Origin of the sequence: Peribacillus acanthi (genome assembly GCF_003073175.1) — a bacterium.
Taxonomy (GTDB): domain Bacteria; phylum Bacillota; class Bacilli; order Bacillales; family DSM-1321; genus Bacillus_BN; species Bacillus_BN acanthi.
Genome location: NZ_QBBX01000002.1, coordinates 254,786 through 273,017 on the forward strand (window position 1 = coordinate 254,786; position 18,232 = coordinate 273,017).

An 18,232-nucleotide genomic window follows, 5' to 3' on the forward strand; every position below is an offset into this window, starting at 1 on the left:
GATGCAGGAGTGTATCAACTGACAAATGACATCGCCATCATTCAGACCGTCGATTATTTCACACCAATTGTGGATGATCCTTATATGTTCGGTCAAATAGCTGCAGCAAATGCGCTTAGTGACGTTTTTGCCATGGGTGGAGCTCCTAAAACCGCCCTTAATATTGTAGGATACCCTATCAAAAAATTAGGATACGAAATGTTGGCGGAAATTCTTCGTGGTGCATCAGATAAAGTGCAAGAAGCAGGAGCAATTACGGTTGGAGGACATAGTATTGATGACCAAGAACCGAAATTTGGATTAGCGGTAACAGGCATAGTCCATCCAGATAAAGTTTGGAAAAACATTGGCGCTAAACCTGGTGATGCTTTAGTTTTAACCAAGCCAATTGGCGTTGGAATTATGACTACCGGGATTAAAAGAGGTGTTGTAACTAAAGAACAAGAACGCATAGTGACCGAAACTATGACATGTTTAAATCAAAAAGCAGCTGCTGTCCTAATGGATTTTTCACCAAATGCTGTTACAGACGTTACAGGCTTCGGATTGCTCGGTCACCTTTCAGAGATGATGGAAGGAAGTGAGACTACTGCAATCATACCTTATCATCAAGTACCACTTTTAGATGGAACTGAAAAACTTGCCAAAGACGGAGTCGTACCTGGAGGCTCTAAATCTAACCTTAACTGGCTACAGAGTCGGATTCGGTTTCCCGAAAATATGCCGCTGTTTAAACAGCTCATATTAAGTGATGCTATCACTTCAGGTGGACTTTTAATTAGTCTTAATGAAAAAGATGCAATTGACTATGTAAACACACTGCACGCGACAGGTGATGCTGCTGCAACTATTATTGGTAGAGTTGAATCAAAGATGGAATTTGTAATAAAAGTAGAAGAATAAAAAATCCGATGGGCTCAACATTTTGCCCTATCGGATTTTTTCATATTTATAATCCTTTACAGAAATAAAGGCAATTAAGTCTTTGTATGCAAGTACTCTTTCGTTATATGGGAGAAGTACTCTATAGTTTTGAATTCAATCCTGATTATATCAAGATAGCTCGAAGTCATTCCAGTATCGCAGGTTATCTTCCCTTTTTGTCAGCTTCAGTTGATCCATTTTTTCCAAGAATGGAATCATATATTTACGAGATAGACCAAGGATGTCTTTTGCTTCTCCTACAGTAAAACCATTGTCTTTCTCATCCTTTAGCTTTACGACAGCTTGTTTAAAGATTTCAGAGGTCCAAAAGAACTTTTCATCAAGTTCTACCAACTTTTTCTGTTCTATTAAAAAGTATGTTAGTTCTTTATGTAGATTTTCAGGTAAGCCAGCATCGTCTAGATAATTTTGAAGTGATTTTACTTCAAAACCGTCTTCTTTTATCCTTTCAAGCATACCTATCACTCTTTTTTCCCAATTTCGTGGGACATGAGGATAAAAATCACTCGTTGCAAAGTACTGTCCGTTTCTTTTCCAAGTCTTTTTTCTCACTTCATTCTCCAATACGAACTGGATAACACCCACAGGATAATGTGACGAAAACTCCTGAATCAATTCTGCTTTATTTATCCCTTCCTTCATTGGATAGTTTTGTTGGAAATCGACTAACTTGTCTTGAATATTTTCAGTGATTTCGTGCACAATGGACCAATGTGTAAAAAGGTTCTTGCTAAATTCAATAAACTGCTCATCTTTCTTCAGTTCATTTAATTCAGTTTCTGATAAAGATGTATGAAGCAACCATTCCTGCATGCTAAGTGCTTTATTTTGTAAAAGCGCATCAATTGCCCTGTCCAGAGGGGTCCCAAGCTTTTTCTTTTCGAGTGCCTCCAAAGTTTTGTTGCCAAACCTGTATTTTTGGCCATTCGGATCAATTACCCATCCTCCACCAATCGTTTCAGAAGGACTCGGTCTTCGTAGAATAAATCTGTCTCCTCGTTTAGTAACGATATCTTCATCTAATCTTAGTTGGCAGACTACTTCTGTGGTTTCATTTTTAATTTCATTCCGATCAAAGAATACGATTCTCCCCATCACTTCTGAAGTACCAATGTGGCATTTAATTGGCATACGTTGCTTTACTAAGAAGTCCAGCTCATTTACCCAATTGACCGCTACATCTATAGTACGAGTAACGAAAAAATGATTAGAGGAAACTATAACATCTCCTCTATTCACATCACTTTTTGAAAGTCCAGATACATTAATTGCTGCGCGTTGCCCTGCATAAGCCCTTTTTGATGGTTTATTATGAACTTGAATTTGCCTTGCCCTTGTTTCAATCTTCTTAGGTAGGACTGTTAGCTCCTCACCTTCTGAAACCACTCCTTCATAGACTGTTCCCCTTACAATGGTACCTTGACCTTTAATAGTAAAAACTTGGTCGATAGGGAGCCTGAACTCCCCACTCGTTACACGTGGAGGGAGTTGTTCAAGAGTATTTACAATTAATTGCTTTAATTCATCTACACCAATTTGTGATATGCTATCGACCAAAATGATTGGTGAATCTCTAAATATACTCTCTTGTAGCTCTAAAGTAATTTCATCCTTCACTAACTCTATAAAATCCTGTTCGACTCTGTCTATTTTAGTGATAGCAACGATACCACCCTTAACACCTAAAAAGTTTAATATTTCGAGATGCTCTTTAGTTTGCGGCATGACCCCCTCATCTGCAGCAACCACTAAAATGACAAGATCAATGCCTGCAACTCCAGCAATCATTTGTCTAATAAAACGGTCATGTCCTGGTACATCAATTAATGAAATTTGCATCTCTTCATTTTCTAATAACGGTGCAAATCCAAGTTCAATGGATATTTGTCTTTCTTTCTCTTCTTTTAATCGATCAGTATCTATATTGGTTAAAGCTTTGGTTAACGTAGTTTTCCCATGGTCGATGTGACCTGCCATACCAATTGTATAATGTTTTTTCATCATGTTCACACACCTATTATAGGCTAACCTTCATTTTCTCAAGACTTGGAGCTATTGCTCTGTTGAATCTATTCCGGGTTAAATCCGTTCGTATTTTAGTTCGAAAAGGCAAACTGAGTGGTACTTCCTGTCTGTGTTGAAATGACTTCTAACCTTGCATCAATTCTTTCTTTCAATTCTGGGACATGAGAAATGATTCCGACCAAACGCCCCGAACTTTGAATATCCATTAAAGCTTCTATCGCTTGTTCTAATGATTCCGGATCAAGTGTACCGAACCCTTCATCAATAAACATTGTTTCAAGACTAACTCCCCCAGAATATTGCTGCACTACTGCGGCAAGGCCGAGAGCTAAGGCAAGTGATGCTTTAAAGCTTTCACCCCCTGACAATGTCTTAACATGGCGCTCTGTTCCTGTATATTGGTCATATACAGTCAATTCAAGACCACTTTGAACATTACGACGTGTCGGATCTACTTTACGATAAAGCTGGAAGCGACCACTAGTCATTTTTATTAAACGCAGGTTTGCTTCCACTAAAATATCGTCCAGAAAAGAAGCTAGCACGTACCTCTCAAATGTAATTCTGTAAGGATTTTGTCCTTTAGTGATTTCATATAAATGCCCAATGGTTTTGTATTCTTCTTCAATAACCTTAAGTTTTTCGGTAAGCTCTTGCATATTACACAGGATTTCTTCGTTAGCATTATGCACTGTTCTTCGTTCTGTAAGTGCTTTACGATCAGTATTAAGCTGCTCTATTGATTGCTGTAGCTTTTGATTCATTAGCTCCAAATCAGGCTTTTCAACATTAGTCAATTTTAATTGCAATTCCTGGACAAGACCATTGACCTTATGCAAGGAAGTTTCAAAGCTTTCTATAATAGCCTCATTACTAGCTATCTCTTCATCTGTCATTTTTGCCTCATTGTACTCTTTATATGACTGGAAACCAAGTTTGTCCATGTCATCAGTAAAGGCTTTACGAGCAATAGTTAAATCATTGTTTAGCTCTGCAACCCTTACACTTAAGCTTTTGACTTTTTCGTTTCCCGTTAAATAAGCCTGCTTTGCTTCCTGATAAAGTGCCCTTTTATTCTCCAACGCTTCTTCTAATGCCAATTTATTTTTTTCCGCTTCCTTAATCTCCTTTTCAAAAGCGTGAACATCCCTTACCTCTGTTGGAATCGTCTCTAGCAGTCCGTTTAATTGTGTCTGTTTCTCTGTATATAACAAAGAAACCTTTCTTTCTTCTAGGGTTCCTGCTTCTAATTGAGATTTTAATTCCACAGATTTTTTAGTTAGGTCCTCTAATTGTTCTTTTATGAGAAGGCATTCCCTCTTCTGTTCATTAATAGGGTACACTTCTTTCGACCAAAATTCTGATTGCTTCAAAGCTTCTTCATGCTCTTCCGTCAGGTTATCCAAGTTAATATCTTCATATTGCTGTAGTTCTAGTTCTCTCTCTTTTAAGATTTCTCGTTTAGTAGCGTGTATGGAACTAGCCTGAATTACTTTTCGTTCCGCATCAGTTTTTTCCGTTTCACTTTTCACAAGCTGTTGTTTTGCCTCTTTTAAATCGCTCTCACTAGGTAAATCATGTTGACTTAGCGCAGGATTAGGATGATGAATTGAACCACAAACTACACAAGGCTGCTCATCCTTTAAAGATGAAGCTAAAACAGCGGCGATGGAGGAATTCCATTGATTCTCAAGATGCTCTACGGTCAGTTTCAAATCTTGAAAGGCGGTTAATCTAGTATTGAAAATAGACTCCAATAGTGCCCTTTCTTTTTCGGCTTCGTCTACTTCCTTTGAGGATTGAATCCACTTTTCAATTTTTTTTGATAAAACGGTAAATTTCTCGGTGTTTTTTTCTGCATTAATAAGTGTTCGTTCAATATCTTCGAACTGAAGTAGCTTTGTTTTACATTGGTTCTCTTCTTGGATCAGATCATGTATTTGCTTTTCAAGTGCTTTGTTTTGAGCTATTTTCTGACTTTGTTGTTTATTCAATTCGTCTACTGATTGTCTAAGTTGAGATAGTGAAAAGACTTGCTCTCTTAACTGTTCTAGCTTGATATACTTGCTAGTGGCTTCATCTCTAAGCGGTTTTTTCGCTTCTTCGTTTTTAAAGTCCGATTCTGATTTATTAAGTGAAGCCAATAACTTTTCTTGAATTACTTTTTGATTCGCTAACTCTTCTTCAGTTCGTTTATTTTGTTTTCCAATTTTCAAATAGTTCTCTTCAAGTATCGCTAAGTGTCCTGCCTTTTGAGCTGCTTTGATTCGGTTTTTCAACAGAAGAATTTCTTCTTTTCTTGCATTCAATTTAGATTGCTCCGAAAGAAGTTTTTCCAATTCATTCATTTTATTCAGGATTTCTTCGGCTTCAAATAACTGTTTCTTCAATGCATCTGTTCGAATTTCTGAATCCGTTATCTTGTCGTTTAAGCTACCAATAAACCGTTCTGAGCGCTCTAACTCCTCTATAAGACAGGCTGCAACCCTTTGTATATTACGAATATCTTGGTCCAGTTCATGGGCCAAATCCTCTGAGAAATCGGCTTTGATACGATCCATTTGCATATGAATGGATTCTTGTAGGTATTCTGCATCTTTTTTTAAAAGACTTGATTTTTCCTTTAATTTATCCTCTACTAATTTATAAAACTTCGTATGGAAAAGCTTTTGAAGGATTCCTTCTTTATCCTTGCTTTCAGAAACTAAAAGTTTTCGAAATTCACCTTGTGGAATCATTAATATTTGACGAAATTGGTTAGCATCCAGTCCAATGATTTCTTTAATTTTTTCATCCACTTCCCGAACGTTACTACCTAATAGGACTCTATTTCCTTCCTCATCCAATTCATGTAATTCAGCCTTAGCTGTAATGGTCGTGACTCCCTCACCTGTTTTTTTCTTACGATCTTGTTGAGGTGAACGTTGTATTTCATAGACTTTGCCTCTAAGCTGGAATTGGAGGAACACTTCTGTTATTAAATCCTCATTTGCAAAATGACTTCTCATTTCCTGTCCAGAACGATCCTCGCCACTTGCTTTCCCATAAATGGCAAAACTAATCCCATCAAAAATAGTAGTTTTACCAGCCCCAGTTTTACCTGAAATGACAAACATAGTTCGATTACCCAGTTCTGTAAAGTCTATTGATTCCGTACCAGCATAAGGTCCAAAGCCCTTCATTATAAGATTTAATGGTCTCATCGATTTTCCACCTCACCTTTTACATCTTGCAAAATTCCACTCATGACCGCTTTCTTTTCTGCAGAAAAAGTCCGTTCTGTCATTTCCGAATAGAAATTTTCGAATAAATCTAATGGTGACTTGGTTTGGAGGTTTTCAGAGGAGAAAGATGTTTTCCTTTTTAAATCTACTGCATCCCATTTTCTTTCCAAGTGTAGAACATTGGGATACACTTGTCGTAGCTTATGGATAGGATCTAAGATCGTTCCTTCATCATGGAGAATAACCTTCAGATAATCATCGATTTTTTGCTGTTGGTAGTAGGATGGGTCTAAAAGTTCCTCCATAAACCCTTCCAATATTCGCATATCCTTTTCTGGTGATAACTCACGGTACCTTAAAGAGAATTGACCATCTGTTTGCATTTCTACAATGGAGATCGATTTCCTTTGTTTAGCTTCTGAGAAGGAATATTTCAATAGAGATCCAGAATAATAGATGGTAGGATGTTTAATTGCGTCTGGACTATGAAGATGACCTAATGCCGTATAATTAAAGGCGTCAAACAAATCGGACGTTACACATCCAGAACCGCCTACAGAAAGGATTCGTTCAGACTCTGTTTCTTTTCCACCTAAAACGAACGCATGACCGACACATACATTAGGCATGGAAGTATCCATATTTTTTTCAATTTCTTGAACAATGGCCTTCATAGCATCTTGATGTGAATGAATACCTTCTTTACCTAAGGCATATCGAACCAATCCTGGCTCGCTATAAGGAAGCATATAAAAATTAACACCATTTATCTCAACTGGGGCAAGTGGAAGGCTAAGCTTTCCTTCCATAAAAAAATTACTTTGTCGATACCAAGAATTACCGAATGCAAGTCTTTCTGCACTATCATGATTACCTGATATTGCAACAATAGGAACCTTCATATCTATATTTAATGTAAATAGCATTTCATTTAATAGCTCTACCGCTTCTGTTGGAGGGACAGAACGATCATACAAATCGCCTGCAATTACTATCGCATCTGGCTTTTCTTCCTCTACTACCTTGACAAACTCAAGTAAAACACTGCGTTGCGATTCAGTCATATGAATCCCATGTACGATTTTTCCAAGATGCCAATCGGCTGTATGGATAAATTTCATTTTTTAACCCCTCCAATTACTCTATAAATATAATCTATTATACCAGATGAACCCTCAAAGACTTCATTATTGAAACATTCGTTCTCATAAAAACTGGATTGGAAAACTCGACTTCTAGTCCTAAAGACTCAGAGCTTGCCTAGTTGCACTTACACTTTATTCCTGGGATTGGTCACTACGTCAACTTCCTTCTTTGCAAAATAAAAAGGATGATACATAGATCGTTTTGACCCAATGTATCATCCTATCATATATTCTTAAAATAAGTACTCATACGGTTTCATATCTATGTTCTTTTCTACAAGTTTCTTCTTTAAAAATTTATGATCCCGTTTAGGTGTTGCCATAATATAACCCCTGATAACAAGGTCTTCATTTATACAATTCGCTTTTTCGTTTAACGCAAGCTCCCCTATTTTTCCAGCTATTTTATGCCTTGCAACATCACGGAATAATTCTGGGACCGGGCTCACTAAATCTTCCAGCAACTCTTTCTCTTCCTGTTTCCAAAGCTTCCTTGTTTGGTTGACGTAATGCTCTTCCCAATCCATATCTGACTTTCCATCTTGTTTAGGTAGTTTTTTTAAAAATTTCCGGAACATAAAAAAACCGCCTACAAAAAATGAAAAAGCTAAGAAAACGACCCAAAATAAGATGAACCATAAAAACCAGCCTTCTAACAACTCTTTCACCTCAACTTGCTAATTACATTTGTCCATTCAATTATAAGCAATAAATCAGGATTTCGGCAAGAAGTGACTTAATACTATTACACTTGAACGCTCAATCATTGTCATAAGACACAAATTAATTTATAATAGGAATCGTCTTCATCTGGGGTCGGAAGGGTAGCTGGTGCGCTCCTCAGTCTTCAAAACCGAACACCGACCATACGTTTTAAAACGCGTGTTGGTTTCCCATCACAACAAATATAAAAACATCCAACTCACCCTTCAACATAAACGTATTTCGCATCATTTTCATGTAATATGTGCGTAACTGATTGTGCAAATACGTTGTGTACCACATCGAAAACATACCCTTTTCCAACGTATATCTTGTCTTGCCAATAACAAGTAAATGAGGCGTTTATATGGCAGGAAATCAAATCAACCAAAACACAAGAAAGCTAAAACGTAATAGCACGCTAAAACAAAGTGAAAAGCGTACAGCAGTTAGTAACATAATTGGAAAGCTAACACTTAAAGAAATGCACCTTAACTTTATGCGTTTCAAACGCGCAGAAGGACTTGCACCACGTACAATAGATGGTTATGAAGAAACGTTTGGTTATCTACTTGACTATTTAGGACGTAACTTAACTAAAAAGGAAATGACTACTGATTTATTTGTTGCATACAAGGACTTCATGATAAACGATAAGGGCTATTCACCACATACAGTTAATGTTCGAATCAGAACCCTGCACACATTCTTAAAGTTTTGCTTCGAAGAAGGTTACATACTAGAACCTATTCACATCAAAATTAAACCAATTAAAGCACCTATTGATAATGTAGATGCACTTGAACCACACGAAATAAAGACCCTACTAGCCGTGTTAGACGATGATTGGTTTACACAATACCGTGACAAGGTAATTATTCTTACAATGTTAGATACAATGGCACGTATAGGCGAACTATTTGCAGTGAAAAGAACAAACGTGGATTTAAAGCATGGAAGTATTTATTTAGAAGGCGATACGGTTAAAACACGACAAGGACGTACTTTACCTTTAAGCTACCGCACAACAAAACTACTTGGGGAATACATAGAAGAAACGTCAGATTTTAATTCTGAATATTTATTTGTTACTTATGATGGGCGACAACTAAACGAAAGTACATTTAGAATTAAGCTACGTGAATATGCAGAAAAAGCAGGAATTAAAAAACAAGTGTCACCACACGTGTTCAGACATACAGGTGCGCTACTATACCTATTGAACGCTGGCGATCCGTTCAGTTTACAGAAAATACTTGGACACAAAGATATAAGTATGACACGTAGATACGTACAAATGACACAAACCAACGTCAAAGACCAACACGAATTATATTCACCTTTAAATGCGATATTTAACAAGAACAGCAGGAAGTAAATAACACAGAACTGCACGTACATCAGCACATCAGAAAAAAACATGTAAACAGGTATTAGCATGTAGGGATGCGTGAATTTACGTTCTATGCACGTGCTAATACCTTTTATTTCCCTGATTCAAAAACGCATATCTAACACTTAGAACACGCACTAAAACTTGTAACACACGTAAAGCACACCTCAGGGAAAGGTTTCTTTAAAAGGTGGGGCATGCACTGTGTAGGGTGGGTGTACTTGCAAGTACTTCTGCAATTTAGGGTACCTTTTTCTTGTAGGGGGGGTGTGATGCGTGTGAATGAATTATTATTATTTATGCCACGTACACCGCAGTTCCTTAGCTGTACCTTTTTGCTCCTCAGGGGGGTTAGGGGTTTATGATTTGGGTAAATGATTGCCTTGAATATTCCGCATCAATAGAAAAACAGACAGAAGAACGCCACCACACATAGCACGTACAGTAACACATCCCTAGCTTGCGTTGCTTTGCTTTAATATATGACATACAACCATACACAACACGTACAAGCATTTATATAGAACGTACTGCACACATCAACACATCAATTGTTCCAAGCAACACAAGTATAGGGTAGCCTTCGGCTAGTCGCTAACGCTCCGAAGATAAAACCTTTAAAACTTCCGAATCAAAGGAATGAATAACACCAATTACACGCTAATCTAAACGCCATACTGTACATGTTAACACGTTATATTTATTCTGATTTTAAAGTATTATATTAGTTATTCCTTCGTTCAAGCGAAGCGTAGAACAATCAAGGGCGTTAGCCCGCAGATTCCCATAACACCTACTGTACGTAAAGCACGTTTATTACACGTTCTGCTGTACTTTAATAATGCACGTTGTTTTTACCTTTTCCTTTGATGTGAAGGTACTTATAAGATATAAGAAGGGATGAACACCCCGAAAAGCGCCTTCACACTTACTGCCACAAGGGATACAGCGTTTTTTAGAAGGTATGCGAAATTGCACCTATTAAGCCAAAAAAGTATGCAAAATTGCATGTGTTATTTTTCCCATCAACAAAAAAAGATATGCAAAAACGTGTGTATTGTAAACCAACGCACCATGATTTGTGAAAAAAAGTGCTTGACATGGAACCTTTGCGGGCATGATTACTAGCGATTGGGCGATACCTTCTAATAAACAAGGCATCGCATGACAAACAAGTCTATCACGCCCGCCTTTCCAAATAAAGCACTTTTTTGCGATATGTTAAGCACGTACAGTAAAGCGTCTATCAGCACGCACAATAAAAGCATCAACATAAAAAAAAAGGATAAGTACACGCTTTACGTACCCAACACACTTTCACATCAGATAAAACATTATGGTCTATTGATTTGAAATAGCGTTAAAAATTCGTTGCTTAACAAATCCAGTGCCTTGTCTTCCGCTAATCTTCGTACAAGTAGCGGATTAATAATAACGTTACTTTCCTTACCTATTGATACGATACCGAACGCATACATTCCACGTCCATCAGGTGCAGTAAACGTGATTTTACGTAGCTTGGATGACACCCTTTGTGGGTGTTCGTAATTCAAAACACCTGCAACATCATCTAAGTTCATCGGTAGCACCTTGTCTACGTTATATTCATATGGATTATGCACGATAAGGTTTTTACTATAATTGATGTATGGTAATAATGCGTATATCGTTCCCAAGTCCTTTGCCTTCACGCCTGCATCACGTAACGCCTTTAAACCTGTATCCATAAGTTTTACGTTCTTCTGCACATCAGATGAATGCCCCTTGCCTTTCCAATGATACGTTGGATTCATGCAATACACACCTTTATCATTAACATTAAGAACAGCTGCAATACGTAATGCTTTAATTACCTTTTTAGCTTGAAGTGGCTTCACGTTTAGTACCGTTTCGAAATCCTTAACCTTTGTAAATGATCGTTTTAATGTGCCTAACGTACCGTCATACTGTAACGCTGTTTGCAGGTAAAGCACATAGCCTAACGTAGTATCATCTAACTTACTTCTAAGCTGTTTAATCATATCCATATTACCATTCGTGAACTTATCGCCACCTGTACGTGTGCTGTACTTTTCTTTTAACTGTTGTTCCCTGATGCGTTTCCATTCTTTATCTTGCCTTGATGTACGAAAAGATGACACATCAGAAGAAACTATTTCGTCTGTATCTGTATTAATTACTGCTAGATTCGTCAATTTAACCAATTCCCTTCACCGTTAAATGGCGCGTTGGGATGGTTTAGTTTGGTTTATTTTAAACGCACTTGATTATTTATCAATTCTATTGAAGCAAAAATGTGAAGAATGGTATAATAAACGTATCAACATATTTTTGCCACCTTTCACAACGCTAGGCTACTGCACATAGTCTAGTGTTTTTTGTTTTGCTTGTACCTGGTTTGCACATACCATTTCTACCATTCCTTGTACTGTGTATTTGTAGGCTTGCGCACCCACTTCACTAGCAGTAGAAAGAAGCTTTCTTTTTATCATATCGTTAAACACCGCATTAGCGTGTAACAGCTTTTCTTCCGTGTAAAACACGCCACCTGCTTCACTGATAAGCCAATCATAGGGGACTTGTACAATGTTGCTGTCGTTGTATTCCCATACATTGAACGTATCAAGGTTACGCTTCACAGCGCCCTGAAACACCTTCATACCGCATAACACTGCACCTACGCCTTGCAGGAAGAACACAATGTAATTATTCATTGTACATTCATCCAACGCCCAACCTACTTTTCCATTCTGATGTGATAATTCAAAAGTTACATTTGGTGAACGTGTAGCTGATACGTACTTACATTCAAACGCATATGTACGCTTTTTAAAGCTATCATAACACAATACATCAACACTAGCGTGTTCCAATATAGCAGATATCCTACTTTCGTTGTACGCAAGGTGTAACACTTCATCAGCCTGACGTTCTTGGCACATCAAATGAAAGAAACCGTTACGTTGCTTTTCCATTGATTCGCTTATCTTTTGTGTTTTCTTGAAACTAACCTTTTGTTTTGACACGTGCCGTCACCACACAAAGCACAACCCACATACACGCACTAAAATACCCACCAATCAAATATTCCAACATATCTTTCCACCCCTTAACTAATGTGTGGATGCGTTGGTTTAGTTTAGATTGGTTTGTTTCGCATCAAATAATAAAAACGATATTTCTTATTCCTGATACGCCAAGTAATCCAGATAATCAGGTGTAGTAGTCACACGTTCTTTGTACGCATCCAACGCTTTCAACAGCACTTCAGCACGTGTAACCTTCCCCATTTCAATACGACTTTGAAAGAAGTCTACAATAGTATCAATATCCTTCATGTAATCAGGTGTTACTTTCACGCCAATAGTAATCTTTACATTTTCCATTGATTCGACAACCCTTCTTTGTGTGGTGTAGGTGATCGTTATAACTGATAACCTATATATCTATTATATAATGACCCCAAATACCCGTCTAATTTGTTCAGCCAAGTGTAAAACCGCATCAATACACGCTTTCCACACGTGAACGCACACGGAACATACCACATCAGAAAGAACTAAAAGCACAAAAAAAGAATGTAACGGAACGTTACACCCTTAACCCACACTTATTAAATGTTATTTCATAGCCCTAAACAAAAGCTATCAAGCACCTTATCTTTTTCTTCCTGATTAATACCTATATATGTCAACGTAATAGAAGGTTTGCTATGGTTTAGTATATCTTGAAGCAACGCTATGTCCTTAGTTTGCTTGTACAGCCAATACCCAAACGTTTTACGCATTGTATGTGTGCCAACTGATTCGACACCTGCAAAATCTGCCGCCTTCTGTAACTGTCTATACGCTTGTATTTTTGTTATTGGCTTATCACCTTTGCGTGAAGGGAATAAGTACTTTGATGTGTTTGATTCAGCGTATTTCAGAACTTCCGCATAGATTGAATGCAAGTTTATTTCACGTTGTTTCTTTGTTTTACCTTCCTTAACGGTAATTTTCTTTTGCTTTTTGTTACGTAATGCTAGTATCTGATGTGTTTCCAACGATAGTAAATCACTAACACGTAATCCAGTGTTTATGCCCATCAGAAACATTATGTAATCCCTTTGACTACAATGCCTGTCTAACGCCCATAACATATCTTTGATTTGTTCCTGACTTCTAATTGGTTGAACATCAATTTCATGTGTTTTGGTTTCCACGTGTACCATCCTTTGTTTTAGATTGATTTGGTTTAACGTAATAAACACGCTGTTTTGAATGTATACTTTTTTCTGATAAGTTAATTTTATCACTAAAAGCGAATCAACACAATGAAATCAACGAAATGAAAGTAAACTTTTGGCTATTAGTTTACATTAGACAAAATGATTAGTTGAAATGTTCTTCACACATAAAAAGCCCTTATTTGATTATTTGTTAAGTGTTTAACAAACAAAACGAATAAGGACTTTAATAATCAATTCTATTTAGTTATTAAGATGAACGCGTAGCCTGCAAGTAATATTCCGCCATTTCTTCGGCTGTAATGTTATATTTTGCTTCTATTACAGTGTGTAATTTATTTATGTAATCTAACGATTCAATGTATTTATCTTCGGTAATTCTTCCTGACTTTTTCAACATTATTAATTCGGCTAATTGTGACCTAAGTTTTAGTTCCCAATTTACAATTTCATCAAATTCTTCAACTGTATGTTTCTGCGTTACTTTTTCAAATAATCCAAGTAGTTCCCTTTGTTCACGTGCTCGATTGTAATTCTTGAATAATTTAAAAATAATTCCGATAACTATTAAAGCTACAATTAATTTCAAAATATCACCACCTATAAAATTAGTTAATTATTCCATATTTCCAATTATGATACATTATGAAAAAAAAAGGCAACAACTTTTTCCAATTTAATAGGAAAATGTATTTATCAATACCTATTATATTTTTATTCGCATATCACGAAAAGAAAGCCGAACCAAATTTTTATGCAATTTGGTTGTTAACCTGATACGATCATTTGTGCTTCTTACTTTTTGAACATACACTTACTATGTAGGTATTCTTTTCGTTCTACACAAATCCAATTGGCGAATCAAGGATAATTACTTGGAACAAATAGACCTTAATGTACTCAAGTTATGCTTAATTTACGTACTTGCAATGTATTAAACTTTCAAATTAAAAGAAGTGTTTTTTATTACCCCTTTTGATGTGCAGTGAAATATGCTTTGATTAGAATAGTGATGGTTTAAACAGAAAGGGAATTTTAAATAAAAGGCGTATCATGACGCACCTTGTAACAGTACCTTTTTTGACCTACTACCCCTTCATGAAACTAAATTATTATTGGAATCAAGAACAATAAAGACACATTTTACCGTAAATACGTCACACACCCCCAGCATCACTAACTTACTTTGATGTTTATGGCATCTTGTGTCTACACACACGCAATATCACACAACAGAACTAACAAACTTACGTTCTTACACGTTAGAATATCAATATCCTGTACACATGAAAATGGACAATAATCCTTGTTATATCCACATTTTCCCACATTTAATAAATGAACAATCCCACATCAATTTCAAGGATAAACACACCTATACCAACACCACATGTACATAATGACCTATTCAGAACCTTATGTTGAATTGATTTCAACTTAATAGTTTATATAGTCTTATTGAAGGCTAAAAAAAGCATCTAAAAGCATTCAGAACTTAATACTTTAAATAATCGTTGATTAGAAATTTTCATGAAATCCTAGTTAGTTACTTCTTGTATTAAGCGCCAATACCAACTACAATAATACGTGCAGGACAAGCTAAAATATGTAGGGGTAAATGCCTAAAATACGTTTAGATGTTTTGTTACGATGGGGTCGGAAGGGTAGCTGGTGCGCTCCTCAGTCTTCAAAACTGCTTGAGAGGCGCGTGTCGTCTCTGGTGGGTTCGATTCCCACACGGTCCCGCCATCTTTATTAATCATATACATACACTTCTCTCTATTCTCCTATAACCCCATCAATACTCTTCCACATTATTTTAGAGGTTCCTTCTTCCAATCTTGTCAAAAAACCTATCTAATAAACCATATAATAATTCATTACACGATGTAGGGTGATTTTATGAATAACGAAAAGCAAAATCAACTCGATAAATGCTACTGTTTAGAAATCTTTAGGAAGCAGTATGGAGATCATGTCCAAGGAGTATGTTTGAAAATGAATTGTAAAAGGTACAGATCAGAAAAAAGTAAGGAAGATAATATAAACTTAAGAAAAAAATAAAACACCCTAGATTGGGTGCTTTAAACAACTGTAAGATCATTATTCAATTGATTATGTAATTTCTTATATTGAACAAACATCGCAATTCTCCAAGGTAATATCATTCCGAATGCTAATATCCAGAACATCCCTCCAAGCTGCCCAACGTCAATCGTAGAACTTAAAATTAATTTAGCAACAATCCGAACTACTAATAATCCAATGAGAATAAACGCAAATGCTTTGGATCTCTTTAAAAAGATTTGTTGGTCTTTAACTTCAAACTTAGATGTCTTTATTAGTAAAACGGAAAATAACATACCTACTGAAAATGCTTCCAGTATCTCCATTGGTGTAACTCTAAAATAAGGAAAAATGAACATTAACGCACCGGTGCTCATAAATATAGGTGGTAAAATGATTTTCTTTGCATTAACAGGATGCTTGGAAGCCTTCATACGAATGACAATTACAAGAAACCCCATAAAAATAGCTATTGCAGTTGAAAGATAAAACAATCAGCTCAGTCCTTTAATCTATTGATAAATTGCAATCTTCATTATATCTTATGCCAGCCTCTTAGAAAAGTAAACATCATAGTCATATTACAATTTACTAAACAAAACTTACTTGGTAAACATTCAGGATCTCAAGCTCAAAATCTTACGAACATTTTTTAATCGTATGTTTCTACACACCTTAACTACCTTGAGAAATAGCAATAAACAGACAAAAACCGCTTTTTCAAGCGGTTAGCGTAAGACACGATTAATTGCTTCAGAAACTCTTAACTCGTCGAATGGTTTAACGATAAAATCCTTAGCGCCAGCCTCAATAGCCTCTACTACCATTTTTTGTTGACCCATAGCAGAACACATAATGATTTTTGCCTCAGGAAACTCTTTTTTGATTTCACGTACCGCATCAATTCCGCTCATTTCTGGCATTGTAATATCCATTGTCACGATATCTGGCTTTTGATCCCTATATAATAGAATTGCCTCTTTTCCGTTCTCAGCTTCCCCAACCACTTCATGTTGGGCCTTCTCTAATATATGGGAAAGAGTCATCCTCATAAATTTCGCATCATCTACAACTAAAATTCTTGCCATAAATCATTCCTCCCCGCATTGAGACAATGGTTCAATGTCTATGCGAAATAAACAGTTGAATTTTCTATAAATACATCTAGTAATATATCTTAATTAGCGAACACTTTCAAACTTATTTTTCCGACAAAATAAGAGAATGCATTACAAACCAATAGACGGCTGTATTTCATTATCATGTTAAAAACCTGTGAAGCCTCCAAATAAATTCGTCGTGTAAGATATGAACATTGTCATCCAATCAAAATAAAGGACCACACCCATTAATATCATGACAACGCCTCCGACTTTGACTATTTTATGACTGTTTTTTCTAATCCACTTCATCTTTCCAATAAAGAAACTTAATAGTAGAAATGGAATGGCAAAGCCTAAAGTATATGAAATCATATAAACCATCGCAGAACCTGGATTGGTAGCAGCTAAGGCAATCACACTCATCAAAATTGGCCCTGTACACGGAGTCCATCCTGCAGCAAAGGCAAGTCCGATAATAGCAGATCCAACGTAGCCACCTGGTCTATTTTTCAATTCAAATCGACGATCTTTCATTAAAAATCCTGGTTTCAACCACCCTACAATGATAAATCCAAAAAACACTATAATTATAGCACCAATTTGACGTATTAAATCTTTATAAATTTGAAAAAAGTCACCTATAAAGGATGTTCCAAATCCAATCGCAATAAAAATCACTGAAAATCCAAGTAAAAAGAATATCGTATGTAAAAGACTTCTTTTTTGAAGCATAGCGTTCTCTGACTTTAGTTCACCAACACTCATTCCTGTAATATAGGATAAAAAGGCTGGATACAACGGCAAGCAGCAAGGAGAAATAAAGCTTAAAAACCCAGCTCCAAAGGCAATAAAAATATTCACATCACTCATGAATTACATCTCCTAATCAAATCAATCTATTGTTATTCTAACAAAATGGGTAAAAAAAAGATAATAATCGATTTGTGAATATTTTATGTCAGCTGTTATTTAATAGTAAAAAAGCCAATCTAAAATGGTATTATTATAGAGAATTTATAGTAGAAGACTCCTAGTAGAAACTTTGTGAGGATTACTATAATTATAATAGCATATTAAAAAATTCCCAGATAAATTACATACAAAAGATTGTATTTTTTCCCATAAGGGATTATACTAATAAAAAAATTACATTATCTGTTAATGATTGAAAGGATTCTGAACGTGAACAAAAACGAATTGCTGCAAACCATTGAAAGAAAGCGTGGAGAATTAAATCAAAGCGTATCAAAATATGGGCTTGCCTCTTCTACCACATTAAGAATAAGCCAAGAACTTGATCATCTGTTAAACCTCTACAATGACTATTATAATCGAATAATACAAGAAAAAGCGCTAATTTCCCGATAGAAAATTATTTTTCGACAATAATTCTTCTATTC

At 36.1% G+C, this 18,232-nt stretch carries 15 protein-coding genes and 1 tRNA gene; 4 read left to right on the forward strand and 12 right to left on the reverse strand.

What is annotated here, in order from left to right; all coding sequences use genetic code 11:
* A partial coding sequence (selD, locus tag DBX25_RS03000; RefSeq protein ID WP_240620129.1) for a selenide, water dikinase SelD occupies window positions 1–903 on the forward strand: 903 nt, incomplete at its 5' end.
* Between the two features lie 150 nt (window positions 904–1,053).
* On the opposite strand, the gene selB is transcribed toward selD, so the two are convergent.
* From selB to DBX25_RS03020, 4 genes are all read right to left on the reverse strand, one after another.
* Entirely contained in the window at window positions 1,054–2,949 is a 1,896-nt protein-coding gene (gene selB, locus DBX25_RS03005) for a selenocysteine-specific translation elongation factor (RefSeq protein WP_108669289.1), read from the reverse strand.
* 92 nt (window positions 2,950–3,041) lie between these two features.
* A complete protein-coding gene (locus DBX25_RS03010) occupies window positions 3,042–6,173 on the reverse strand; it encodes an AAA family ATPase (RefSeq protein WP_108669290.1) in 3,132 nt (1,043 codons plus the stop codon).
* On the reverse strand, window positions 6,170–7,315 hold the full coding sequence (locus DBX25_RS03015; protein ID WP_108669291.1) for an exonuclease SbcCD subunit D: 1,146 nt from the start codon (window positions 7,313–7,315) through the stop codon (window positions 6,170–6,172). Before DBX25_RS03015 ends, DBX25_RS03010 begins: the two co-directional genes overlap by 4 nt.
* Before the next feature lie 257 nt (window positions 7,316–7,572).
* Entirely contained in the window at window positions 7,573–7,998 is a 426-nt protein-coding gene (locus DBX25_RS03020; protein ID WP_108669292.1) for a DUF2621 domain-containing protein, read from the reverse strand.
* Between the two features lie 410 nt (window positions 7,999–8,408).
* On the opposite strand from DBX25_RS03020, the gene DBX25_RS03025 reads away from it, so the two are divergent.
* Complete coding sequence (locus tag DBX25_RS03025) at window positions 8,409–9,419, forward strand: tyrosine-type recombinase/integrase (protein ID WP_108669293.1); 1,011 nt, start codon at window positions 8,409–8,411, stop codon at window positions 9,417–9,419.
* A gap of 1,349 nt (window positions 9,420–10,768) precedes the next feature.
* On the opposite strand, the gene DBX25_RS03030 is transcribed toward DBX25_RS03025, so the two are convergent.
* From DBX25_RS03030 to DBX25_RS03050, 5 genes are all read right to left on the reverse strand, one after another.
* Window positions 10,769–11,638: a hypothetical protein gene (locus tag DBX25_RS03030; RefSeq protein WP_157950861.1), complete on the reverse strand. Its 870-nt coding sequence runs from the start codon at window positions 11,636–11,638 to the stop codon at window positions 10,769–10,771.
* A 150-nt stretch (window positions 11,639–11,788) separates the two neighbouring features.
* A complete protein-coding gene (locus tag DBX25_RS03035; protein WP_157950863.1) occupies window positions 11,789–12,379 on the reverse strand; it encodes a hypothetical protein in 591 nt (196 codons plus the stop codon).
* 237 nt (window positions 12,380–12,616) lie between these two features.
* The gene (locus DBX25_RS03040) at window positions 12,617–12,820 is read right to left on the reverse strand and encodes a hypothetical protein (protein WP_108669296.1); all 204 of its coding nucleotides are present in this window, start codon (window positions 12,818–12,820) and stop codon (window positions 12,617–12,619) included.
* A gap of 239 nt (window positions 12,821–13,059) precedes the next feature.
* The gene (locus tag DBX25_RS03045; protein WP_108669297.1) at window positions 13,060–13,638 is read right to left on the reverse strand and encodes a tyrosine-type recombinase/integrase; all 579 of its coding nucleotides are present in this window, start codon (window positions 13,636–13,638) and stop codon (window positions 13,060–13,062) included.
* Window positions 13,639–13,912: 274 nt separating this feature from the next.
* Complete coding sequence (locus DBX25_RS03050; RefSeq protein WP_108669298.1) at window positions 13,913–14,251, reverse strand: hypothetical protein; 339 nt, start codon at window positions 14,249–14,251, stop codon at window positions 13,913–13,915.
* A gap of 1,063 nt (window positions 14,252–15,314) precedes the next feature.
* Here DBX25_RS03050 and DBX25_RS20470 point away from each other — a divergent pair.
* A tRNA-Sec gene (locus tag DBX25_RS20470) sits at window positions 15,315–15,411 on the forward strand.
* A gap of 335 nt (window positions 15,412–15,746) precedes the next feature.
* Here the strand turns inward: DBX25_RS20470 and DBX25_RS03055 are convergent.
* The 3 genes from DBX25_RS03055 to DBX25_RS03065 all read right to left on the reverse strand — a co-directional run bounded on the left by DBX25_RS03055 (window position 15,747) and on the right by DBX25_RS03065 (window position 17,702).
* Window positions 15,747–16,223 (reverse strand): CcdC family protein, encoded by a 477-nt coding sequence (locus tag DBX25_RS03055; RefSeq protein ID WP_108669299.1) that lies wholly within the window; start codon window positions 16,221–16,223, stop codon window positions 15,747–15,749.
* 234 nt (window positions 16,224–16,457) lie between these two features.
* Window positions 16,458–16,817, reverse strand: a complete 360-nt coding sequence (locus tag DBX25_RS03060) for a response regulator (RefSeq protein ID WP_108669300.1) — start codon at window positions 16,815–16,817, stop codon at window positions 16,458–16,460.
* A 177-nt stretch (window positions 16,818–16,994) separates the two neighbouring features.
* Window positions 16,995–17,702 (reverse strand): cytochrome c biogenesis CcdA family protein, encoded by a 708-nt coding sequence (locus tag DBX25_RS03065; protein WP_108669301.1) that lies wholly within the window; start codon window positions 17,700–17,702, stop codon window positions 16,995–16,997.
* A 312-nt stretch (window positions 17,703–18,014) separates the two neighbouring features.
* On the opposite strand from DBX25_RS03065, the gene DBX25_RS03070 reads away from it, so the two are divergent.
* Window positions 18,015–18,200, forward strand: a complete 186-nt coding sequence (locus DBX25_RS03070) for an aspartyl-phosphate phosphatase Spo0E family protein (protein WP_108669350.1) — start codon at window positions 18,015–18,017, stop codon at window positions 18,198–18,200.
* Window positions 18,201–18,232: the final 32 nt, after the last annotated feature.